This window comes from Winogradskyella luteola, from assembly GCF_019203985.1.
Classification (GTDB): Bacteria; Bacteroidota; Bacteroidia; order Flavobacteriales; family Flavobacteriaceae; genus Winogradskyella; species Winogradskyella luteola.
This window is the reverse complement of record NZ_JAGSPD010000003.1, coordinates 164,945-189,020: the sequence shown is the minus strand read 5'-3', so window position 1 is coordinate 189,020 and position 24,076 is coordinate 164,945. Positions and strand designations below refer to the sequence as shown.

Below are 24,076 nucleotides of genomic sequence, written 5' to 3'. Positions count from 1 at the left end.
TGCGGAAACAGAATTTTAGTAAATCAATCTATAAAAGGACACGAATTTAACAACCCTTCTTGTAGCATAGTTATTATATCCGCTTTGGGAAGCACAGTCACATCTTTAAATAGTCCATCTATTTCATGGCTGGTCAGGGGTTTATTTTGCTTATCTACTTCATAATAAGGAATTTCAACTGATGCAAAATAGTCTTTAAATTTTATATCATCACCAAACAACTTATCTGAAAAACGTACCCAAACGGCAGGTATTTGATATGCATGAGGAACAATTAGACCATGTAGGGATGAGGAAATTATTCGTTCACACTCTAAAATTTCTGTAGTGGTCTTTTCGATATCATTAGTCATTAAATCTATAATACAAATGTCCTCTTTATTCTTGTACATACCTAGAGTTGATTGATAATCTACATAATGAGGTATAATCCCTAGCTTGTATTTTTTTTTAACTTTAGGACTAAAGTATTTTGGTAACAATAGAGCGGGATCTCCATATACTTCTGGTACATTGTACCCTTGCTGTATTAATGCACGTCTTGTTTCTGGTCCTCTAACAGCAAGAAATCTTGCTGGCTTAATTGGCTGATTATTTTTAATTATACCACTTCCCCAGACAATGCATTTTTTGTTTATGTGCATTAGAATACTACCAATAGTCACATAAATTGGGCTCCATAAATCTTTAAGGTTATGTTTTTTCGGGTTTGTGAATTCGACCTTTTTTTTTGAAATCTTTTCAACTAAATGAGCACCTAATAAATCACCATAATTTTCTTTTGATTTATTCATCAAAAAGACCTCACTCCACCAGAACAATCTTATTTTACCTTTCATTAATTCGAATTTAGATCAATAGTAAATATTATAGTTTCTAGGTTTTTAGCTACTTCATACTTATAATTATAATCTTTGTACTTAAAAATAATCTCTTCTAGTATAAGGTCGTTCACTTGCTTAATTGAAATATAGCGTTGCGACTCTTTATTTAATGTATGTTTTAATTTATACTTCAAAGATTTGTAATAATCATCTTGTAGAAAAACCACTTTAACTACATGATTTGTCAATGAAGGTAAAATAAGTCTAAGAAAATGAATGACATGAGCTTCAATGTTTACTATTGTTACTGAACTTGTAGGACGATTAAGAATATCTAAATCTGTTTTGAAAAATACTTTTCCCCAATTTTCTGAATCACTAGGAATAATGGTACGTTCTTCTTTTTGCCATAAAAAATGGCGCTGATTGATTCTCCTTACATTAGATAATCTTGGGTTTATGGTTAAAATTTCCTTCTCCGTGTTGTATGTAGGATGCCATTGATGCCATAGCAGTGGAACATTACATCTTTTCTGTTTGTAACCTGCCGTTTCTAATCTTGAGTTTAAATCCTCATCTTCGGATCCATAAAAATGGAAAAAAGTATCCAATCCTCTAACTCTTTCTAAAGCTTTCTTGGGGAATAAACCTATGCCAAAGGTATCTCCACTATGCGAAATTTTTAATTTATCTAAAGGTTTTTCTATAATATCAGATGATTGAACAGCCTGAGCTAAATAATTAATTTTAAATAATGTAAAACTGTCTGAGTCTTTATAATCATTAAGTGTCTCGACAAAATTTGAAGCGAATAAAACATCGACATCCGCTAATAATATATATTCATTTTTTGCATTGCTAATTCCATAATTAAGTGCTTTGGATTTATTCCACAGAAGTCCAGAATGTGAAATATAATGGTATAATACAAAACGAAATGAATTAACAACGGTATAAATTTCTTTTGCATAGTTTTCATCACTTCCATAATCAACGAAAATAACTTCAAAATTAAGATTGGTTTGTTTACTCAACGATTCTAAGGACAACTTTACACGTTCAGAATCTCTGTTTCTGTAAGCAAAAATTATAGTGTACTTAGAATTCATAAACCTTTACTAAATTTAAATAGTGTTTGATTTTTCCATGTTCCAATAATCTCACAATACCAACCTAAATCTGTTCCTATACTCTTTATTTGTTCTAGACTTAAATCACTTACCCATCCGTTGTAATGTCTAACTTTATTATCAGGAAACATATCTGTAGTCGCATAAGAAAAAACTATGCAGTCTGTATAAGATGAAAGGTGCTTTAAAAGTCTTTCGACTTTATATATATATTCCAATACTCCACTAAATATTACATAATCTACACTTTCGATTACTGGTAATTCTATATTTAAATCTAACACAATTGTGCTATTATCTCTCTTAACTATGTCAGAGTTATAATAAGTACATCCTTCTGGTAACATCTTTTCTAAAACTAAACGTGCAGCTCCAAACTCAATCACCCTACTATTTGGTTGCACCTCATTTGCTAAAAGCTGCGTGCGTTCATCCCAAGATTCAAATAAAGATTTTTTCTTACTCCATCTGTTCTTGTCTGATGTGCCCCTCATACTATGAAATCTTGTAATAACAATCTTTCTGTATTTGTTATATAAGTGCTTTACTTTATTTCTGATTTTAGCTACTTGCATCTGAGGACAAAGAATTCATAACGGTTTTTAAATTTTTTATTGATAAATAATCAACTAAGTCAGGTCTGTTAAGGTGATTATACTTATCATTTTTCCATTTTTGGTAGAGCTCTTCAATATGTTGAGCTATTTTTTGAGTATCATCTATTTGTGATTTGTATTTGTAATCCTCACCTAAAAGTCTAGATGTTTCACTCATTTGTGGGCCTAAATGCAAAATTGGTTTATCTGCTTTAATACAATGTGGAAATTTTCCCGGTAAAAACGGACTAATTTCGGCTTTAGCTTCCAATATAACATTTATAGAAGCATTCATTTGCATAATCTGCACCTCATTATATTGTACATAACCCTTACTTACATATAATTGTTCTAAATTATTCTTTTCGTGGTTTAAGTATTCATTAAAAGCTTCATTTGATCCTATAAAAAGTAGTTGAGTATCTTTTTTTGCTTCTTTATTATTTTTTAAAAATTCTTTATAGCCTTCTATTAAACCTTTTGGATTACGAGGTAACATTAAATTGCCAGCATGTAAAATAGTAAATCCTTCTTTGCTAAAATAATTTGGTAATACTTTATTGGTTACCTCTTCATCTTGTATTTGATGCGGTATAACAATACCACGTTCTAAAAAATCAGGGTAGTAACTACCCATCCATTCTTTTAATAGTTGACTTGGAAAGACACCATGGGCAGATTTTTTAGACACTTCCCTAAAAAATTCTTGCTTTTTATGATAACCAGGCTCAACCCAGTTGTATGGTCTTGGATAAAAATGGAATGGATAAGGATCATGTACGTAAGCCAACCATTTTGAATGCCATTTCGGTATTCCAAGAATAGCCTTATGAGCAGTAAAACTTGCTGCTTTACTTAATGTTAACACAAAATCTGGATTAAAATCTTTTTCGTTCTTAAGAGCAGCTTTTATGCTCTTCGCATCATTTAAAAAAGAAAATGAAAAGCCCGTTAGCATCTCATAATATTTACTAAGTCTAATCTTAGTGAGTTTGTAAAAAATAAGCTGAAGTTTATTGACTATGGCCAAGAATGTTACTTTTTTTTCTTTTATAGCTACACACGGAATGCCTTGTATAGAAATATCTTTTCTCGTGTAGTGATATACCTTAATGTCGTAATTACATTTTTTTAAGTTCTTAATTAGTGCAACCCTTCCTTTACTAGCACTGCTATCATTTACATTAATAGATTCTACGACCACTAAAATTTTTTTCATCTTATAAATGAAATTATATTTAAGAACAACTCCAATTTTGATTTAATAACATATACCCATGTTCTCTTGGGCTTGGCATTTTCCCTGTTTTATAAAAATCTGTTTGAATAACCTCAAACACAAATGCGTCGTTGATTTGATTAGACAAAGCGTTATTAAACGTTAACCAAGTTGTAACAGAATATCTACCTTCAGTGAGATTAATACCTTTAATTTCGCACTCTAAATATCTAGTGGCTATTTTTGAATATTCAAAACTGGAGTCATACATATTAGAAAGAGTTAATACAGGGGATTGCAATTCGTTTTTTATAATTAGATAAAAGGCAATTTTTTTTAACTCCTCTGGCAACAAGCCTTTATTGAGTTCAAATTTCATTTTTATAGAACTACCAGACTTAACTATATTGTTTCGATTATGTCCACCATTAATCGTAATCTTTTTTATATAAAATTGCTTATCTCCCCTAACATTAACGTAGTTAATTTCATCATCTGTTTGATCCGATTTTAAATAAAATTCAATGGCTTTCTGAGGCGTATCTATTAGTGCAATTTTTCCATTTTGTAAAACAATCACTCTAGAACATAAGGCTTCAATCGATGTCATATCATGGCTTACAAACAATACTGTTCTACCTTCTCCTTGACTTATATCCTGCATTTTTCCTATGGCTTTCTTTTGAAATTCAGCATCGCCTACAGCTAAGACTTCATCAACAACTAGAATATCTGGCTCTAAAAATGCGGCGACAGAAAACGCCAATCTCACTCGCATGCCAATACTATATCTTTTTACTGGCGTATCAATATATCGTGCACAGCCACTAAAGGCAATAATCTGTTCGAGTTTTTGCTTAATTTCCTTTTTGGTCATCCCAAGGATAGCTCCGTTTAAGAAGATATTCTCCCGTCCTGTCATTTCTGGATGAAATCCTGTACCAACCTCTAGTAATGAAGCTATATCACCTTTGGTTTTCACCTCACCTTGTGTAGGTGCCGTTACTCTCGATAAAATTTTTAGCAATGTAGATTTACCTGCTCCATTTTTTCCGACAATACCCAATACCTCACCTTTCTCAACTTCAAAATTAATGTCTTGCAATGCCCAAACATAATCACTCTCGCCCTTTACTGAACGATCGTTAACTTCGCCAACTTGTAAAAAAGGATCTTCCTTCCCTCTTATTTTATACCACCATCTGTTTAAATCGTGTCGCAATGTACCTGTGCCAATAAGGCCTAATCGGTATTGCTTAGAAATATTTTCAACTTTTAATATTATGTCGTTCATTTATCCCTTGGGTTTCTTATAGATAATTGTTTGACTTCTTGCTCCTGTGTACCTCATAAAACCAGGGAGGTACTTTTCTAATTTCAGTGCTCTACGTTTAAAAGCGCCATTCTTATCTTTTGTACTGGGCATTAATCTGTAAAATCGCTCTAGTACACCCAAGGGTATAATAGAGATTTCATCAAAATAGTTTGCCCCCATAGTTTTAAAATGCTTAGAAGAATTATCTCTATGGGGATGCGGATCACTTTCCTCCCATTGCTTAAACTTTTTAGGACTAAATAACTTGGATGGGCGATCTTTAATTGGTATTGCCCATCTTATTTCATCCAATAATTTACTATTAATAGCTGGTTCAAAAAAACGAGCTTCGCCTGTTGCCTTTAGGATTGAACTGCTAACTTTTAAAACTTGCTCCTCATGCTGAAGTGTTAAGTGATGGAGAAAAGCTTTACCTATAACATAGTCAAAATTATGTTCAGTAAAATTAGCGTGTGTTATATCTCCTGAAATAAAATCAATAGGGTAATTGAATTCAAACCTTTTATTAAGCGCTTTTATTATTTCTCCACTCCTATCAGAAATATCATTGGCATAGACCTTAGCCCCCAAAGATGCCATTATTGCAACATTAAAACAGTCACCACAACCAAGCTCTAAAACTTTCTTTCCTGACAGCCTTTGTTCTAAGTTACCATAATACATCCCAACCCAGCTTATATCTGTTTTGGTCGCTCCCTCTAAATAACTATCGCGATTATTTAATACATCTGCAATTCTATCAATATTTATTCTCTGATACTGGTTATCGTAATGCGATTTGTTCTGCTCTATGTTTGCTTCTTTTTGCATTACTTATACGGTATCTATAAATTTCTTTTCTGTTTTATTGAAAATAATTAAACCTAGCAGAAATATAACAAAACTACTTACCAACGTGTAAGTGAAGGACATCCAACTAAAGTCACCACTGTTCAATAACATATATCTAAAACCTTCTATAATTTGTGTTAAAGGACTGTACTCCACAAACGGAACTACAAACTCAGGAAACTTTAATCTTGCTTCAGCTACTGAATAAGGAACAGCAGAAAGATACATCAACAACTGAACCCCAAAACCAACCAGTACATGTAGATCTCTATATTTTGTAGTCATTGATGAAATTATCATACCCAAACCTAAGCCCAAAAGTGCCATCATAATTACATAAACTGGAAATAGAAGTATGTTGAGATTCATTTCTACAGAACTTCCAACGATGAAGTAGTACAAATAGAACCCTAAGAAAATGAGTAATTGAATACCAAATTTTAGAAGATTTGAAATCGTTACGGACATTGGCATTATAACTCTGGGAAAATAGACTTTACCAAATATAGCCTGATTTTTAGTAAATGTATTAGACGTACCAGTGAGACATTCCTTAAAGTAGTTCCACGCTGTTATACTTGCCAAATTAAAAAGGAAAGGTGGTATTGAACCCGTACTAATATTTCCTAGATTATTGAAAACGAGCGTAAAAATCACAGATGTAAATAGGGGTTGTATGAGATACCAGAGCGGCCCAAGAATTGTTTGCTTGTAGAGTGTCACAACATCTCTTTTAACAAACATTGCCAATAAATCCCTATAGCGCCATATTTCTTTAAAGTTTAGAGCAAACAGTTTATGCTTGGAAGATATGGTATATAACCATTGGTTGTCATTTTGAATCTTCAAAATTCGTCGTGATTTTTATTTTGCCTAAAAATACTAAATGCAATTAAAAATCACATCTTTTAAGTATCTAAAATTCTGAGATACGGTAGAAAAAGACTAGCAACTAAAATTAAATGCTCATACTTGTTTTATTATCCATTTGGTATTTGTGAACGAGCAATTTTATACCCTCATCGATTGAGATTAAATCTCTACCCAATAAGGCTTTCATTTTAGATATATCTGGACATCTTCTATTCATATCACCTTCCTTGAGTGCCGGTAAAAATATGATTTCAGATTTAGAGTTAGTTATTTTAACAATCTTTTCTGCTAATTCCAAAATGCTTATCTCTAAATCATTACCTACATTTAATACATCATTTACATATTCATTGTTTTTTAAAGCATTGATGCATGTATCTACATTATCATCAATATAGCAAAATGAGCGTGTTTGACTACCTTCGCCATAAATAGGAATAGGTTGATTGTTAAGAGCTAAACGCATAAACCGAGGCATTACAAAATCATTACTTTGGGCAGGACCATAAGTATTAAAAAACCTAAAAATCGTATAATCTAATCCATATTCTTTTTGGTATGCTTTAAAAAATGCCTCCCCAACATTCTTAACAATAGCATAAGGTAATCTGGAATTTAATGGTGTGGTTTTTTCATTTTGTGGGATTTCGAAAGGCTCTCCATAAACTTCTGAAGAACTCGAATAAAACACTCGCTTTACACCTGAGTTTTTAGACAACGACAATACATTTTTTATACCATCAATATCTCTAAGAACATTTATTGGGTTACTGAGAGTACGCTCCACTCCTACTACAGCTGCGTAATGAAAAACATATGTGAATTTAAAAGTCGAAAAAATTGAGATAATATCATTATAATCATTTACATCTGCTTTAATGAATATTACATTATCACGCTTTGGAACTTTTGATTTTTTGCCTGTGGAAAGGTTGTCGATAACGACAACGGTTACATCTTTATCTGATGCTAACTTTGAAGCCAATGAGCTCCCTAACTGCCCAGCTCCCCCTGTAATTAAAATATTTGTCATTAATAATATGAATATTAAAGCCTCATATATTTAGGGAATATGTCTAGACTTTTTGATTGATTAAACAGAAGAATAAATATATAATTTTTTGATATAGAAAACCAATTAAGAATAAGATTTCCTTAATTAAAATAATCCCAAGTAATTTTTAAGCCCTCACGAACTGTATATTGAGGTTTATAGCCTAATAATTTTTGTGCTTTAGAGATATCTGCCAAAGAATCTCTTACATCTCCTTGTCTTGGTGGTCCATAAACAGCTTTTAAATCTGAATCAGCTGCAACTCTAAGCGAATCCCAAAGGTAATTTACAGAAATACGTTCACCACAAGCTACATTAAACACCTCATTTGCAGCTTCTTTAGGCGCAAAAAAGCCTCTTATATTAGCTTGCACAGCGTTATCAACAAACGTAAAGTCTCTGGTTTGCTCACCGTTACCATTTATTTTAGATGGCTCGTTATCTTTCAGTGCTTGCATAAATAATGGAATAACTGCAGCATACGCTCCATTAGGGCTTTGCTTTGGCCCGAATACATTAAAGTATCTTAAGCCTATTACATCTGTATTATATGTCTTTCCAAAGACATCAGCATACAATTCATTGACATATTTTGTAACGGCATAAGGCGATAATGGTCTGCCAATGTTGTCTTCAACTTTTGGCAATGCTTTACTGTCACCATAAGTGGAACTAGACGCCGCATAGACCATACGTTTTACAGTTGAGCTGTCTTTAACTGCAATTAACATATTTAAGAATCCTGAGATATTAACCTCATTTGAAGTTGCAGGATCATTGATGGATCGTGGCACAGAACCCAATGCCGCTTGGTGCGACACGTAGTCTATACCTTCCATAGCCTTTTTACATGTATCTATGTCCCGTATATCGCCTTCAAGTAATTCAAAAGCAGGGTTGTCCATAAACTCAGTTAAGTTTTCACGATAACCGTTAGAAAAATTATCTAGAACCCTAACGTTTTTGGCACCATACTTTAGTAAGTATTCTACAATATTGGATCCGATAAAGCCACCGCCACCTGTAACTAAAAAGCTTAATTGAGATAGGTCTTCCGTGTGATATTGATTTGAGTACATAGTAATTGGGTTGATTTTAACCTATAAACGAGCATCTACAGTATGATGCGGCAATAACGACTTTACATCAAAAACCACACATTTATCAGATTTAAGATTGTCAATGGACATTTCTAAAAACTCATTGTGCGATACCGCTAAAATTATAGCATCGTAATCAGAGCTTAATTCTGAAGTTGATGATTTTAAATCCAAGTTATATTCGTGCTTTACTTCTTCTTTGGAAGCCCATGGATCGTAAACATCTACATTGACATGATACGATTGTAATTCTTCAATAATATCTATTACTCTGGAATTTCTAATATCAGGACAATTTTCCTTAAAAGTAATCCCCAAGACAAGTGCATTAGATCCCTTTATAGTTGCCCCTTTATTAATCATCATCTTAACAGTTTCGGTAGCTACATAACCCCCCATACTGTCATTCATTTTTCGACCTGCCAAAATAATTTCTGGATTATAACCAGACTCTATTGCTTTTTGTGCTAAATAATAGGGATCAACACCTATGCAATGTCCCCCTACCAAGCCAGGTGAGAATTTTAAAAAGTTCCACTTAGTACCAGCAGCTTCTAATACGGCTTTAGTATCAATATCCAAAAGCCTAAAAATCTTAGATAATTCGTTAACAAAGGCAATATTAATGTCGCGCTGTGAGTTCTCAATCACTTTTGCAGCCTCAGCTACCTTTATTGAAGGAGCCAAATGCGTACCGGCTGTTATAACTGTTTTATATAAGTCGTCTATTTTTTTTGCCATCTCTGGTGTTGAACCAGATGTTACTTTTAATATCTTAGTCACCGTATGATGTTTATCGCCCGGATTGATACGCTCAGGAGAATAACCAGCATAAAAATCTTTATTAAACTCCATTCCAGAAATCTTCTCTAAGACAGGAATGCAAATATCTTCTGTGGCTCCTGGGTACACAGTTGATTCATATATAACAATGTCTCCTTTTCCAATCACATTACCAACTGTTTCACTTGCTTTAATAAGCGGAGTAAATACAGGCTTATTTAAAGCATCAGTTGGAGTTGGCACAGTAATTATATATATATTAGCAACTGATAAGGCATCTCGATCGTCAGTAATATATAAGCCTTTATCCGCTTTTAAGTCTGTTGTTAAAACAGATTTGAGATTATCATTTTCAACTTCCAATGTTTTATCTACACCAGAATTTAGCTCCTCAATGCGCTGTTTGTTGATATCGAAACCAACAACGAAGAATTTTTTTGCAAATTCTACTGCTAGGGGCAAACCGACATAACCTAATCCTATGATTGCAATTTTGTCTTCAGAATGTGTCATTTGTTTAAAGTAGATTTTAAAATGAGTGTCAAATCTAAATAAAAACTGTAATTCTTAACGTAGTTTTTATTGATTTTCACTTTATCTACCCAAATAATCGTTCTATTGTAGTGTTCAGGGTCTTTTTGTCGTTCTAATACACGTTCTTCATCCTTGTATTTTAAAGTAGCCTCTCCTGTTATACCTGGCTTTACTTTTAAAATAATACGATCCTCCCCTTTTAACTTATCCGCAAATCCCTGAATATCAGGTCTTGGACCAACAAAACTCATATCTCCAATGAATACATTATAAAGTTGTGGCAATTCATCTAGTTTGGTCTTTCTTAGATACTTTCCCAGTGAAGTTGCGCTTTTCCCCAAATGCCCTAATCTATGCTCTTCCTCTCTTAAGGTTCTTATCTTATATATTCTAAATAATTTTGCATGTTGCCCTACTCTCAGTTGGGAAAACACACCACATTTCTTAGTATCTATAGTGGCAGCAATTACCAAAACTAAGATTGGAATAATTAATATGGGGAATAACACCAAAACTAAAACGACATCAAATATGCGCTTTGTCTTTTGTTGTGTTTTAGTAATCAAAATTTAGGATTTAGTAAAGATCATGACCGTTTAAAGAAATTCTTAACCTTTTTAAACAATGATTGATTATCTTTTTCATGATAAGCACTTCCGTAGACTCCGTAGCCGTATCCATAGCCATAACCGTATCCATAGCCATAACCGTAGTTATTGTTGTTTTTATGCCTGTAAAAGTTAAGAACAAAACTAATATTTTTCAGTTCACCTGTTCTATACTTGGCATTAACAAGTTGTAGCATGCCTTTTTTTGTATAATCTAATCTTACCATAAATATAGTAGCATCAGCATATTGAGTCAATTCCAAAGCATCAGTTACCAGACCCAACGGAGGTGTATCCAAAATTATAATATCATATTGTTGCTTAAGCTCTTCCATAAGTTGCCTAAGCTTATTGCCCATTAACAATTCTGAAGGATTAGGGGGAACTGGACCAGATGTAATTAAATCTAAGTTCTCTATATGGGTATTGGTTATTATCTCATCAAAACTACTATCTCCTATCAAATAATTTACAACACCTTTTTCATTTGTTATATTGAAATCACCAAAGATTTTTGGTTTTCTTAAATCTAAGCCCAGCAATATGGTTTTTTTACCAGAAATAGCATAAACAGTAGCAATATTAATTGATGTAAACGTTTTTCCTTCTCCACTCACTGAAGAAGTAATCATTAATGTATTAGCCTTGGTTGATGATGGGTTATTCTTAAATATAAATTGCAAGCTCGATCGTATAGCTCTAAACGACTCTGCTACTGCCGACTTTGGTTTTTCATAAGCCACTAAATTATTTTTGTAGCGGTATTTACCAATTAGCCCTAAAATTGGAATCTTGGATATTTTAGTAATTTCATCAGATCCGTGTATTGTACTATCTAACAGGTAAATAATAAATATTAAAAACATTGGTGCAAAGAATCCCGTCATCAAAGCCATCATGTAATTAAGTGATTTCTTTGGTCCTATTGGGGCATTACCTATGTCCTTGGCCTCATCTATAACTGTAATATCCGATACGTTAGCCGCTTTTACAATGGCAGCTTCACCACGCTTAGCTTGATAAATATCAAAAGCTTCCCTACTTAAATCTAACTTTCGCTGTATCTGAAGGTATTCTTGTTGGTCTTTTGGCAGCCCTATTAAATCAGATTCTAGATTGGCTATTTTTCTGTTTATAGTTCCTAATTGTATGCTTATTGTTTGTTTTGTTACATCAATGGCCTCTAACAGAACACTTTTTTCCGTATCAATTCTACGATCTAATTCATCAAAAAGTATAGATCCTTCTTTTGTGGAATATTCTAAATTCCGGCGTTCAACAGATAGAGCGATAATTTTACTAACACTAGATAAGATATTAACCTCTTCAATACCTACTGATGATGGTGCCGCTATTTGGCTGTAATCATTTTTAGTTCTCAAATAACTTTCGAGTGAATTAAGGTAGTTGAGCTTTGATTGTACTTTCAATTTTTCTTGATCGTAATCCTTAAGTTGATCTGAAAGCTGTGCAGCAGAAGCTTCTACATTAAAAACTTTGTTAGCTTTTGTAAACTCATTCATTTCGTCGGTTACAGCTTTTAAGTCTGTATTAACCGCACCAAGACTGCTATCTATAAATTTTATAGTATTTGTAGCATACAAATTCTTTCTTTGTAGTTCTGTTCTACTTAATATTGCCGAAGTAGCATTGAGATAATCTACTATTTTAGATTTATTCTTTCCGATTAAAGATAACTTTAGAACTGAGGAAGCTTGCTTGGAAGAAGGCTCTATTTTAATATTATTTTTATAGTTATTAACGACAGCATCAAAATTTAAATATCTTACAAAATAACTTTTCCCTATTGGAATATTAGCTCTAGGCCTTAAATCAACAACTCCATTAAAAAAAGGTAGATTCACTGTTTCGCCAAACTTAAATGATTCACTAAACTTACCTTGTTTTACTGGTACTGATATTTTCTTTTTAGAATCATAAAATTGGCATAATACTTTTTCAACTTCAAACTCATAGAACAATTCATAAGTATTATTGTCTATTATTTTAATTCCTATAGGTTTTCCTAGAACTTGAGGTTTAGATTTATCGGTTTCTACAATAAATGGTGCGTCCTTGTAAATATCCAAGAGGTAATATTTACCTTCTTCTAAGTATTGCTTGTAATACTCTAGAGAATCCACAACAAGTTCGTTATGAGTTCTTGTTTTCACTTCAGTTATTATACTTCCCACTTTCCCAGATACTCCACCCCAGTTAAAGGAGATACTTGTTGTAGAGGTAAAAAAAGGATTTTGGTCGTTCTCCACTGTAATCAGTGAATCAAGCCTGTAAATATTCTGCTTTCTTACGTTAATAAAATATGCTATAATTAAAGCAACACCAATACAAAGCAATACTAGCCTCCAAAGATTAAGTGCTTTGAATAAAAAGCCTTTAAAATCAAAACCTATGTGTTGTGACTCTTGCGATTCAATATCCTCAAAATCTTTATAATCCATGTATTATAATCTTGTGAAAATTAAAACTGAAGACGTAATTAACGAAACAATAGTTGCAATAGTAGTTAAGCTAGAGACTGCAGTCTCACCTGTACCAATGGATTTTTGCTTTAGAGGCTTAACATATATCATATCGTTGGGTTGAATATAGTAATATGGTGACTGCATAACATTAACATCCGTTAAATCTAAATGGTGGATTTTTTGACCCTGTGGGTATTGCCTAATTACCATAACATCCTTTCTATTGCCCGTTATTGGTATTTCCCCAGCATTGGCGATAGCTTCAAAGATATTAACACGCTCTTTAAATAAAGTAACGGTTCCTGGACTATTGATTTCTCCAGTAGCAGTGTACCTCAAACCCGCCAGCTTTACGGTAACGAAAATATTAGAGGTTTCCTTAAATTGTTCATCCAATAATTTCTTTTTTATTTTTTCTTCAATTTCAGCAACCGTGTAACCCAAAACATTCATATCTCCCAAAACAGGAATTCTAACATTGCCATGTAAATCTACTGTAAAACCATCGAAGTAAGCGCGTTCAGCACTACTGGCATTAAGGTTTGCCTCTCCTATCGGGTTGAATATCTGAACATTATCCTGATCTAAAACTTTTATTCTAATATTTAGAATATCATCAACCTGAATCCTGTAAGGTTTTTGAACTTCAGATAAGTTATATGGAATTGTATCATTTGTAGCGTTTTCCTTGTTCTGTAAATAAACCGTGTCTTTGTGAGGAATACAAGAAGAGATAAGAATACTACTAAGAATAATAATCAAAAGCTTGATGCTTCTCATAGGTAAAATGGATGTTTACAGACAAATATAATGTATCAATAGCAATAACAAAACTATTAGGTTTCTTTTTGGTTTATTTCGTTCTTTGTAAAAATTTTAGTGTGAATTACCTCAATGTAGAAAATATATCCAAGTCTTATGGAGAGCTTGTTCTCTTTAAGGATTTGTCATTTAGTATCCATAAAGATCAGAAGATTGCTTTTGTTGCAAAAAACGGAAGCGGAAAGACATCTATTCTAAATATTTTATCTGGAAAAGACACACCAGACGAAGGGCAAGTAGTTGTTAGAAAAGGATTGCGCCTGGCCTTTTTAGATCAAGAGCCCAATTTAGATCAAAAGCTTACCATTGAAGAAACGATTTTTGCGTCAGATATTCCTATCTTAAAAACCATAGAAACTTACGAGAATGCATTGAAAAACCCTGAGGATACAGAAGCTTACCAATTAGCCTTTGAAGCTATGGACAGAAACAATGCTTGGGAATTTGAAACGCAATACCAACAGGTACTATCGCAATTAAAACTAGATGATTTATCCATGAAAGTGAGCACACTTTCTGGTGGGCAAAAAAAGCGGTTGGCACTGGCTCAGGCTTTGTTGAGCAAACCTGATATCTTAATTTTAGACGAGCCCACCAATCACCTCGATTTAGAAATGATAGAATGGTTAGAAGATTACTTTTCAAAAACCCAACAAACACTTTTTATGGTAACGCACGACCGTTATTTTTTAGAGCGTGTCTGTAATGAGATTATAGAACTAGATCATGGTCAGCTTTATACATATAAGGGCAATTACTCTTATTATTTAGAGAAGAAGGAAGCCCGAATTGAAAACCAAGCCATTGAAACCGGTAAGGCAAAACAGCTCTTTAAAAAAGAACTCGATTGGATGCGTCGTCAGCCCAAAGCACGTACAACAAAATCCAAGAGTAGAATAGATGATTTCTTTGAAATAAAGAAAAAGGCACATCAGAGACGAAAAGATCATCAGATACAATTAGAAATTAATATGGAACGCCTCGGCAGCAAGATCATAGAGTTTCATAATGTTTCTAAAGCATTTAAAGACAAAAAAATACTCAACGGGTTCGATTACACATTTAAAAAAGGCGAACGCATTGGTATTATTGGTAAAAATGGAACAGGGAAATCTACGTTTTTAAACTTACTTACTGGTAGTGTTCAGCCAGATGGAGGAAAAATTGTATTGGGTGAAACTGTAAAAATTGGGTACTATACACAAGGTGGCATCACAGTAAAACCAGAGCAAAAAGTTATTGATGTTATTAGAGCTTATGGAGATTACATTCCTTTGGCCAAGGGAAGACAAATAAGTGCCCAACAATTATTAGAACGCTTTTTGTTCGATAGAAAGAAACAATATGATTTTGTTGAAAAACTAAGTGGTGGTGAACAAAAACGTCTCTATTTATGCACGGTTCTCATCCAAAATCCAAATGTATTAATCCTAGATGAACCAACAAACGATCTGGATATCGTAACCTTAAATGTATTGGAAAGTTTCTTAATGGATTTTCCTGGTGTGCTCTTGGTGGTTTCTCACGATAGGTATTTTATGGATAAAATTGTGGATCACTTATTTGTATTTAGAGGCAGTGGCAAAGTCGATAATTTCCCAGGAAATTATTCAGACTTTAGGTTTTATGATAGCAGCTTACCTAAGCAAACTGAAGCGTCTACAAAAGCAGATAGTACAAAAGCAGTAAAGCAAAACGAAGCCAATAAATTATCTTACAATGAACAGAAAGAATACAAGAATTTAGAATCTAAAATTCGGTCTTTAGAGCTTGATAAAAAAGCCTTGGAAACTAAATTCAATAACCCAGAACTATCACAAGATAATATTAATAAATTGTCTGATGAGCTTCAGGTTATCATTGATATGATTGAAGAAAAAGAAATGCGTTGGTTTGAGTTGGCTGAGAAACTAGGTGATTAGTTTTCAGTCTCAGTTATGAGTACCCAGTTTCATCTTTATAAGGAAAACAATCAAAAACTTAAAATTTTTTACTAATCTTAAAAATAAGCAAGTCCCATTTCCGACAAAGTCGGAAGCATCAAAATTCAGAAATAATGAGCGAAGAAACGTAACTGCGAAGCGCAGCTTCAAGCATGAAGTTTCGAAAGCAAATGTTGCTTTGCAATTTCCTAATTTTGATTGTGATTTTTTGGTTCGTTTTGTATCAAGACAAAATGGATAAAGAAAAAATGTATCAAACATTATCTTACATAAAATTCCTCTTCTCATCCACCAATCAACATGGTGTTCATTCACCGTTCATATATAATTTCGTTACAAAATGTTTGTATGATAAATTTAATTATCCTGAATACAAAAAACTCAATACTTATCGAAATACTTTAAAACAATCAAATACAATTCTAGAAATTACAGACTTAGGGGAAGGTTCAAAAGTACTTGGCTCTAAAAAACGTCGAGTTGCTAAAATGATACGCAACTCTAGCAGTACTAAAAAAGAAACCAAACTGCTTTTTAAAGCAACTAAATACTTTGATCCAAAAACAATTTTAGAATTAGGCACTTCTTTAGGCATGGGTGCTTATGCTTTGGCATTAGCCAATAAGGATTCAAGTATCACTACAATTGAAGGCTGCCCCAATACATCAAACTTTACTAAATCAAAATTCAGAGTATTAGAGGTGAAAAATGTATCATTTGTTAGAGGTGATTTCACACTAATGATCCCATCACTAAAAAAAGAAAAATTCGATTTTATTTTTTTTGATGGGCATCACAACAAAGCTGCTACAATTCAATATTTCAAATCACTTTTACCAAAGATCCATAACGAAACTGTTTTTGTGTTTGATGACATATATTGGTCCAAAGGAATGACAGAAGCATGGGAATATATCAAATCTCACGAAGCTGTTACCGTGACTGTAGATTGTTTCCATTTAGGCTTTGTATTCTTTAGAAAAGAACAAGCCAAAGAACATTTTAGAATTAGAGTGTAACAAGCTTGCAACTTTAACGTCTTATTAACTGTAAATTCCTGTATCTTGCAGGAAGAATTTCAACCAACAGCTATAGATAGATTACCATGAGTGACAACGTCATTGAGATTAGAGGCATCATTAGGGATTTTAAATTAGGCCAAGAAATTGTCCATGTATTAAAAGGTATTGATTTAGATATAAAACGTGGTGAATATGTGGCCATAATGGGACCATCGGGCTCTGGCAAATCCACTTTAATGAACTTATTGGGGTGTTTAGATACCCCTACCGCTGGTTTGTATAGATTAAATGGCAAGGACGTAAGTCAAATGTCTGATGACGAGTTGGCCGATATTAGAAATACCGAAATCGGATTCGTTTTTCAAACCTTTAACCTATTACCTCGAACGACGGCTTTAGATAACGTAGCTTTACCAATGGTGTATGCTGGCGCATCAAAAAAACAGCGTAATGATAGAGCATCCGAAGTTTTAACTGATGTCGGTTTAGCAGACCGTATGGATCATAAACCCAATCAATTGTCTGGTGGACAACGACAGCGTGTTGCTGTGGGTCGTGCTTTGGTGAATAAACCGTCAATAATCTTAGCAGATGAGCCAACTGGTAACCTTGATTCTAAAACCGGTACTGAAATCATGGGCCTTTTTGATGAAATTCACGCTGCTGGCAATACAGTTATTATGGTAACACACGAAGAAGATATTGCAGCACACGCCAAACGCGTTATCCGTTTACGCGACGGTGTAATTGAAAGTGATACTTTTAATGAATAAACAGATTTAATGCTTGTTATTTTAATACTTGTTGGAGTCTACTTAATCGTAAAAGCGATTGCTGAAAATACGGAACGAAAAACCAACCAAAGCCCAAGTAAATTCAGAAAAAGAAGATTTAGAGATTAGCAAATTATAAACAGTTAGTGACCTGTAAAATTAAGAAGCATACCACCAAAAAGTGCTAGACAAATCAACTTTTAACCAAATCCGAGACCCACAAACGCGCCGATTGAATCTCAGCGCTCATTTCCTTTGTAGTTCAAGGAGTTGTTAGTATCTTTAACATCCTAAAATAAATTTACGACTTATGTCTGAGACTGATAACCTGCAAGATGCAGATGGAAAAAAAGAAATAGAAACTCAAAACTCTACGCCAAAACAAGATGCAACCAACACCTTTGAAACCAAGGCAGAAACTGAAGTAGAAACTGAAACCGTTGTTGAGGCTGAAACTCTTGAGGAACAAACAAATGCTGAAACTCCGGCCCTAGATTCTGTAGAGGAACATGTAGATGAAATTGAAGCGTCTAATGCTGAAGATGCTGAAGACGAATCCAATTCTGAGCGCCACGAAGTAGAAGAAAAAGACTACCACGCTATGTCAATACAAGACTTAGCAACAGAACTCAATCGGCTTTTAAAACATCATAAAGTTCAAACTATATCTAAGCAGGTCAATCAAATCAAGGCAGAATTCAATGCCAAGTTTAATGAACTGCTCGAACAGAAAAAGGAAGAATTTTTAGAAGATGGTGGAAACGAAATTGACTTTTATTACACCAACGAAACCAAAAAGCTTTTCAATCAATTCTATAAAGATTATAAGCAATCTATAAGCAGCTATTACAAAGAACGCGAGCAAAACCTTAAGCAAAATCTAGACGACAGATTAGCCATTATTGAAGAAATAAAAGGCTTACTTACAGTTGAGGAAAATATGGGCACGACCTATAAAAACTTCAAGGAATTGCAGGAAAAATGGCGTAATGCTGGCCCTATACCGAGAGATAAATACAATAATGCCTGGAATAATTACCATCATCACGTAGAGCGTTTTTATGATTTTTTACATCTCAATAACGATTTGAGAGATATGGATTTTAAGCATAACTATGATCAAAAAATCAAAATCATAGAACGTGCCGAAGAACTTGCCAAGGACAACAATATCAACAGAGCTTTTAGAGAGTTACAAGTGCTTCACAAACTATGGAAAGAAGAGCTGGGGCCTGTTGCAAAAGCACATCGAGAGGAAATCTGGGAGCGTTTTAGTAATGCTACAAAAGCTATTCATGAAAAACGCCAAGAGTATTATTCAGATTTGGATAAGGCCTACGAAAAAAATCTTGAAAAAAAGGAAGAGCTTATTGCTAAAATTCAAACCATAGCAGAAGATAATTCCAGTTCGCATGGTGCTTGGCAGAAAAAAATAAAAGAGGTCGAAACTTTAAGAGAAGCCTTTTTTAATGCTGGCAAAGTACCACAAAAGGTTAATGAAGCCACGTGGGCTAAATTTAAAGAAGCCGTTAGAGCATTCAATCGTGGAAAAAATAAATTTTATAAAGAGTTAAAGAAAGACCAATACGAAAATCTTCAAAAAAAGAAAGAGCTCATTAAAATCGCTGAAGACAATAAGGATAGTGATGATTTTAAAGCAGTTACTCCTTTGATGAAAAAAATACAAAGTGATTGGAAAAAAATTGGTCACGTACCACGACGCGATAGTGATAAAATTTGGAAACAGTTTAAAGCGGCCTGCAACCACTACTTCGATAGAATGCATGCTGAACGCAAAGCTGAAAACCAACATCTCTATGATGCTTTTGATAAAAAAGTGAAATTATTAGACGAAATTAAAACCATGGAGCTCAGTGGCGACAATAAAGCTGATGTTGAGACTTTAAAAACAAAAATTTCTGATTGGAAAGCTATTGGCCATGTACCACAAAACAAACGCTATATTGATGGCAAATTTTATAAAGCCATTGATGATGCCTTTGATAAATTAAAAATGGACAAGGCTAAATTAGACATGGTAAAGTTTGAAAGTAAACTCGAAAATTTTGCCAGTAATGACAACGACACTAGATTACTTGACAATGAGCAAAATTTTATCCGCAAAAAAATTAGTGAAGTCCAATCTGAAATCACTCAGCTAGAAAACAACCTTCAGTTTTTCTCTAATATAGATTCTGATAATCCTCTTGTAAAAGATGTACACAAAAATATAGCTAATCACAAAAAAGAATTGGACACTTGGAAAGCAAAATTGGCTAAGATCCGTGGTATGTACTCGTAAAAATCAAAACCCATCTGTGTTCTACAGATGGGTTTTGCCCTAACTAAACTAAATTAACCTTAATTATAACCGCTTAATAATAATTAAGATCTCCTACTAAGATTATAAAAACATTTTTTGCTTCTATATTGTAGTTACGCATAGAAATTAATCTTGGATGTTTCATTCCTTAATTTTTTAGAATTTTAACAGAATTGATGTTTTGTTATTGACTTACGCGATTGGTTGACGCTAAAAATTTGTGATATAAAAAAAGAATATACCTACACAAAATTTTACAAAGATTTCGCTTCTTCCCAAAAGATGTCCATTTCAGATAATGTCATATCTTTTAGTGATTTATTTAGTTCTTTGGCCTTATTTTCAAGATATTGAAAACGTTTTATAAATTTCTTATTAGTACGCTCTAGAGCATTATCGGGGTTTATCTTTAGAAAGCGTGCGTAATTAATCATGGAAAATAATACATCACCAAATTCGCTTTCAATAGCATCTTTATTACCTTTTGCAATTTCAGATTTAAGTTCAGCTAGCTCTTCCTCTACTTTTTCAAAAACTTGTTCTGGCTGTTCCCAATCAAAACCTACACCTGCAACTTTATCTTGTATGCGGTTGGCTTTTACCATAGCTGGTAAACTTTTGGGCACTCCTTCGAGAACACTTTTTTTACCTTCTTTAAGTTTTAATTGCTCCCAATTACGCTTTACATCGTCTTCATTTTCAACCTTCACATCTCCGTAAATATGTGGATGGCGTTCCACTAACTTATCACAAATACTGTGACAAACATCTGCAATGTCGAAAGTATTAGTTTCGCTACCTATTTTAGAATAAAACACAATATGCAGCAAGACATCACCAAGTTCTTTTTTTACTTCGTCTAAATCTTTATCTAAAATGGCATCACCCAATTCGTAAACTTCTTCAATGGTTAAATGACGTAAAGATTCCATGGTTTGCTTTTTATCCCAAGGACATTGTTCACGCAACTCGTCCATGATAATTAGCAAACGTTCAAAAGCTTTTAATTGGGCTGCTTTATTAGACATTATTCTTCTTCTGAAGTGTCTTTGTCTTCATCAGATGTTTCCAATGCATCCAAAAGATCATTTTTTTGAAGCAAGTTATACCATTGCACTACCTTTTTAATATCTGAAGGGTAAACACGGTCTTCGTCATAATCTGGCAAAACTTCAAAAAAGTATTCTTCTAAAGTATCTTTTCCATCCTTATGGCTTATGGATGTAGGCGCACCATTTTCTTTATTCTTAATTTTTTTAAGAACATCTTTTAAAGGCACCTCTTCAGTTAATGTGTAAATAGCGATTTCGCTCAAAATACTAATGTTGCTATGCGCACCAACCGTAATACGTTTTTTGTCTATTAGAGATTGAACCACAGCACCTGTTCTGGTTTGCGTAACAATTTCATATAATCCTGGCTTCCCAGAAATAGCTAAAATTTTATCTAAGCTCATATATATTGCATTAACGTTTTCTGCTCATTGCAGGAAAACGCATTTTATAATCTATTTTAATTTTTCCTTTTGAAATATTGGCCAACTTACCTTTTATCAGACGCTTTTTGAATGACGATAATTTGTCCGTAAATAAAATTCCTTCGATATGGTCGTACTCGTGTTGAATTACTCGAGCAATTAATCCATCATATTCCTCAACATATGTATCAAAATTCTCATCTTGGTATTGAATTTTAATTTTTGGTTGTCTAAAAACATCTTCCCTAACATTAGGAATACTCAAACAGCCCTCATTAAAAGCCCATTCGTCACCTTCTTCTTCTAAGATTTTAGCATTGATAAATGTCTTCTTAAAGTTTTTCATCTGTACTCTATCTTTTTCAGATAGGTCTTCATCTTCGGAAAAAGGTTCTGTATCTACCAAAAACAAACGAATAGGTAAACCTATTTGAGGTGCCGCTAAACCTACACCATAAGCACCATACATGGTTTCGTACATATTCTCAATCAGCTCATCTAATTTAGGGTAGTCCTTATCAATTTCCTTAGCTTTTTTTCTAAGTACTGCATCGCCATAAGCTACTATTGGTAATGTCATAATTTGTTTATTTTCGGATGCAAAAGTACAATACTTATTTAAGATTTTGAAGAAAGGTAACTTTGTAATATCAACGTGGCACTAATTTCGTCAATAAGAGCTTTATTTTGTCTTTGCTTTTTCTTTAAGCCACCATCTATCATAGTCTGAAACGCCATTTTAGAAGTAAAACGCTCGTCTACACGTTCAACAGGAATCTCTGGAATAACTTTGGCTAATTGTTTTAAAAACTTTTGAATAAACACCTCACTTTCTGAAGCTGTATTGTCCATTTGCTTAGGCTCACCAACTACAAACTTCACGACATTTTCCGATACTGTATAATCTTTTAAAAACACGAGTAAATCTTTAGTTTCAACAGTTGTTAGACCAGAAGCTATGATTTGCATCTCGTCAGTAACTGCTAAGCCGGTTCGTTTTGTTCCGTAGTCTATGGCTAAAATTCGTCCCATGTTTTGCAAAGGTAAGTATTAATGATGGTTAAATTGAAGCATTTAGCAGTATATTGATTTCGCATTCTTTTGACAAAAGCGCAATGCGAATAAAGTTATATTCATGTATTCTTACGGGTTACTCAAAAATCAAATTTTACCAATAAAAAAACGCTTCTTAACAAAAAGAAGCGTTTAAAATTAGCTATTAATCAAATTATGAATTTATTCCCTCTAAAAATAAATCAAGTTAACTACTCTTAAGACCCAACAAATTTGATTAGGTCACATTTTTCTTATAAAAAGAAAACCCCTCAATCTTAAGGGGCGAGGAGTTTTCATAATTAGCTATTAATTAAATCCTCCGATAAGCATATTAAGAATAAATTATCATCGTATTTAATACTATTAAGACACCACCTTTTTTAATAAGTCACTTTTTTTTTAAAAGAATTTTAGCCTGTGTCATTATAGAGGTATCTTTGAAAAATTAATTATACTTTTTTTTATGCAACAATTACAAACCATCATAGAGAGCGCTTGGGAAGATCGCACTCAATTAACCAATAGTGTTACCATAGATGCCATTAGAAAAGTCGTTAATCTAATTGACGAAGGCACATTACGTGTTGCAGAACCTACTGATAAAGGTTGGCAAGTCAATGAATGGGTTAAAAAAGCTGTGGTTTTATATTTTCCTATTCAAAAAATGGAAACTTTTGAAGTTGGTATTTTTGAGTACCACGATAAAATTCCATTAAAACGAAATTATAAAGAAAAAGGTATTAGAGTCGTTCCGCATGCTGTGGCAAGACATGGAGCTTATATTTCTAAAGGTGTTATTATGATGCCTAGTTATGTTAATATCGGAGCTTACGTCGACGAAGGTACAATGGTAGATACTTGGGCAACAGTTGGTAGTTGTGCACAGATTGGAAAGAATGTACATCTTTCTGGTGGTGTTGGCATTGGTGGAGTTTTGGAACCTTTACAAGCCGCTCCTGTAATTATAGAAGATGGTGCTTTTATCGGTAGCCGTTGTATTGTTGTTGAAGGCGTTAGAGTAGAAAAAGAAGCTGTTCTTGGCGCAAATGTGGTTTTAACTATGAGTACAAAAATCATTGATGTGACCGGTGATGAACCTAAAGAGATGAAAGGTGTTGTACCTGCACGATCTGTCGTTATTCCCGGTAGCTACACTAAAAAATTTAAAGCTGGGGAGTTTCAAGTACCTTGTGCACTAATCATAGGAAAGCGAAAAGAGAGCACAGATAAAAAAACATCTCTCAATGATGCTTTACGTGAATATGATGTGGCCGTATAACTGAGAA

At 33.5% G+C, this 24,076-nt stretch carries 22 protein-coding genes; 5 read left to right on the top strand and 17 right to left on the bottom strand.

All coding sequences use genetic code 11. The annotated features are described in order from the left end of the window. Positions 1-23 precede the first annotated feature (23 nt). From KCG49_RS04955 to KCG49_RS04895, 13 genes are all read right to left on the bottom strand, one after another. A complete protein-coding gene (locus KCG49_RS04955; RefSeq protein ID WP_256259870.1) occupies positions 24-839 on the bottom strand; it encodes a polysaccharide pyruvyl transferase family protein in 816 nt (271 codons plus the stop codon). Next, on the bottom strand, positions 839-1,933 hold the full coding sequence (locus tag KCG49_RS04950; RefSeq protein ID WP_218545090.1) for a glycosyltransferase family 2 protein: 1,095 nt from the start codon (positions 1,931-1,933) through the stop codon (positions 839-841). Before KCG49_RS04950 ends, KCG49_RS04955 begins: the two co-directional genes overlap by 1 nt. Next, positions 1,930-2,448 (bottom strand): methyltransferase domain-containing protein, encoded by a 519-nt coding sequence (locus KCG49_RS04945; RefSeq protein WP_218545089.1) that lies wholly within the window; start codon positions 2,446-2,448, stop codon positions 1,930-1,932. The genes KCG49_RS04950 and KCG49_RS04945 overlap by 4 nt, the downstream gene beginning before the upstream one ends. A 67-nt stretch (positions 2,449-2,515) precedes the next feature. Next, positions 2,516-3,769 carry a glycosyltransferase family protein gene (locus KCG49_RS04940; protein ID WP_256259869.1) on the bottom strand — a complete coding sequence of 418 codons (1,254 nt, stop codon included), beginning with the start codon at positions 3,767-3,769 and terminating at the stop codon, positions 2,516-2,518. A gap of 19 nt (positions 3,770-3,788) precedes the next feature. Then, complete coding sequence (locus KCG49_RS04935) at positions 3,789-5,063, bottom strand: ABC transporter ATP-binding protein (RefSeq protein ID WP_218545088.1); 1,275 nt, start codon at positions 5,061-5,063, stop codon at positions 3,789-3,791. Next, entirely contained in the window at positions 5,064-5,915 is an 852-nt protein-coding gene (locus tag KCG49_RS04930) for a class I SAM-dependent methyltransferase (RefSeq protein WP_218545087.1), read from the bottom strand. 3 nt (positions 5,916-5,918) lie between these two features. Beyond that, positions 5,919-6,785 (bottom strand): ABC transporter permease, encoded by an 867-nt coding sequence (locus tag KCG49_RS04925; protein ID WP_218545086.1) that lies wholly within the window; start codon positions 6,783-6,785, stop codon positions 5,919-5,921. A gap of 109 nt (positions 6,786-6,894) precedes the next feature. Next, positions 6,895-7,842 (bottom strand): NAD-dependent epimerase/dehydratase family protein, encoded by a 948-nt coding sequence (locus tag KCG49_RS04920; RefSeq protein ID WP_218545085.1) that lies wholly within the window; start codon positions 7,840-7,842, stop codon positions 6,895-6,897. Positions 7,843-7,964: 122 nt separating this feature from the next. Then, complete coding sequence (locus KCG49_RS04915; protein WP_218545084.1) at positions 7,965-8,942, bottom strand: SDR family oxidoreductase; 978 nt, start codon at positions 8,940-8,942, stop codon at positions 7,965-7,967. A 21-nt stretch (positions 8,943-8,963) separates the two neighbouring features. Next, positions 8,964-10,259, bottom strand: coding sequence for a nucleotide sugar dehydrogenase (locus tag KCG49_RS04910; protein WP_218545083.1), 1,296 nt, complete (start codon positions 10,257-10,259; stop codon positions 8,964-8,966). After that, on the bottom strand, positions 10,256-10,846 hold the full coding sequence (locus KCG49_RS04905; RefSeq protein WP_256259867.1) for a sugar transferase: 591 nt from the start codon (positions 10,844-10,846) through the stop codon (positions 10,256-10,258). Before KCG49_RS04905 ends, KCG49_RS04910 begins: the two co-directional genes overlap by 4 nt. 20 nt (positions 10,847-10,866) lie before the next feature. Beyond that, positions 10,867-13,350, bottom strand: a complete 2,484-nt coding sequence (locus tag KCG49_RS04900) for a polysaccharide biosynthesis tyrosine autokinase (protein ID WP_218545082.1) — start codon at positions 13,348-13,350, stop codon at positions 10,867-10,869. A gap of 3 nt (positions 13,351-13,353) precedes the next feature. After that, a complete protein-coding gene (locus KCG49_RS04895; protein ID WP_218545081.1) occupies positions 13,354-14,154 on the bottom strand; it encodes a polysaccharide biosynthesis/export family protein in 801 nt (266 codons plus the stop codon). Positions 14,155-14,255: 101 nt separating this feature from the next. Here KCG49_RS04895 and KCG49_RS04890 point away from each other — a divergent pair, with 101 nt between their 5' ends. The 4 genes from KCG49_RS04890 to KCG49_RS04875 all read left to right on the top strand — a co-directional run bounded on the left by KCG49_RS04890 (position 14,256) and on the right by KCG49_RS04875 (position 20,236). Further along, complete coding sequence (locus tag KCG49_RS04890) at positions 14,256-16,118, top strand: ABC-F family ATP-binding cassette domain-containing protein (protein ID WP_218545080.1); 1,863 nt, start codon at positions 14,256-14,258, stop codon at positions 16,116-16,118. A gap of 254 nt (positions 16,119-16,372) precedes the next feature. Further along, positions 16,373-17,158, top strand: a complete 786-nt coding sequence (locus KCG49_RS04885) for an O-methyltransferase (protein WP_256259866.1) — start codon at positions 16,373-16,375, stop codon at positions 17,156-17,158. An 86-nt stretch (positions 17,159-17,244) separates the two neighbouring features. After that, a complete protein-coding gene (locus KCG49_RS04880; protein ID WP_218545079.1) occupies positions 17,245-17,934 on the top strand; it encodes an ABC transporter ATP-binding protein in 690 nt (229 codons plus the stop codon). A gap of 310 nt (positions 17,935-18,244) precedes the next feature. Next, a complete protein-coding gene (locus KCG49_RS04875) occupies positions 18,245-20,236 on the top strand; it encodes a DUF349 domain-containing protein (RefSeq protein ID WP_218545078.1) in 1,992 nt (663 codons plus the stop codon). 275 nt (positions 20,237-20,511) lie between these two features. Here the strand turns inward: KCG49_RS04875 and mazG are convergent, their stop codons facing one another. Genes mazG through ruvX form a run of 4 tightly spaced genes read right to left on the bottom strand, consistent with a single transcriptional unit; the run spans position 20,512 to position 22,766 of the window. Next, the gene (gene mazG / locus KCG49_RS04870; RefSeq protein ID WP_218545077.1) at positions 20,512-21,285 is read right to left on the bottom strand and encodes a nucleoside triphosphate pyrophosphohydrolase; all 774 of its coding nucleotides are present in this window, start codon (positions 21,283-21,285) and stop codon (positions 20,512-20,514) included. Beyond that, entirely contained in the window at positions 21,285-21,713 is a 429-nt protein-coding gene (locus KCG49_RS04865; RefSeq protein WP_218545076.1) for a DUF5606 family protein, read from the bottom strand. Before KCG49_RS04865 ends, mazG begins: the two co-directional genes overlap by 1 nt. A gap of 10 nt (positions 21,714-21,723) precedes the next feature. Then, positions 21,724-22,314, bottom strand: coding sequence for a peptide deformylase (def, locus tag KCG49_RS04860; RefSeq protein WP_218545075.1), 591 nt, complete (start codon positions 22,312-22,314; stop codon positions 21,724-21,726). Positions 22,315-22,352: 38 nt separating this feature from the next. Beyond that, positions 22,353-22,766 (bottom strand): Holliday junction resolvase RuvX, encoded by a 414-nt coding sequence (ruvX, locus tag KCG49_RS04855; RefSeq protein ID WP_218545074.1) that lies wholly within the window; start codon positions 22,764-22,766, stop codon positions 22,353-22,355. 487 nt (positions 22,767-23,253) lie between these two features. On the opposite strand from ruvX, the gene KCG49_RS04850 reads away from it, so the two are divergent. Next, positions 23,254-24,069 carry a 2,3,4,5-tetrahydropyridine-2,6-dicarboxylate N-succinyltransferase gene (locus KCG49_RS04850; protein ID WP_218545073.1) on the top strand — a complete coding sequence of 272 codons (816 nt, stop codon included), beginning with the start codon at positions 23,254-23,256 and terminating at the stop codon, positions 24,067-24,069. Positions 24,070-24,076: the final 7 nt, after the last annotated feature.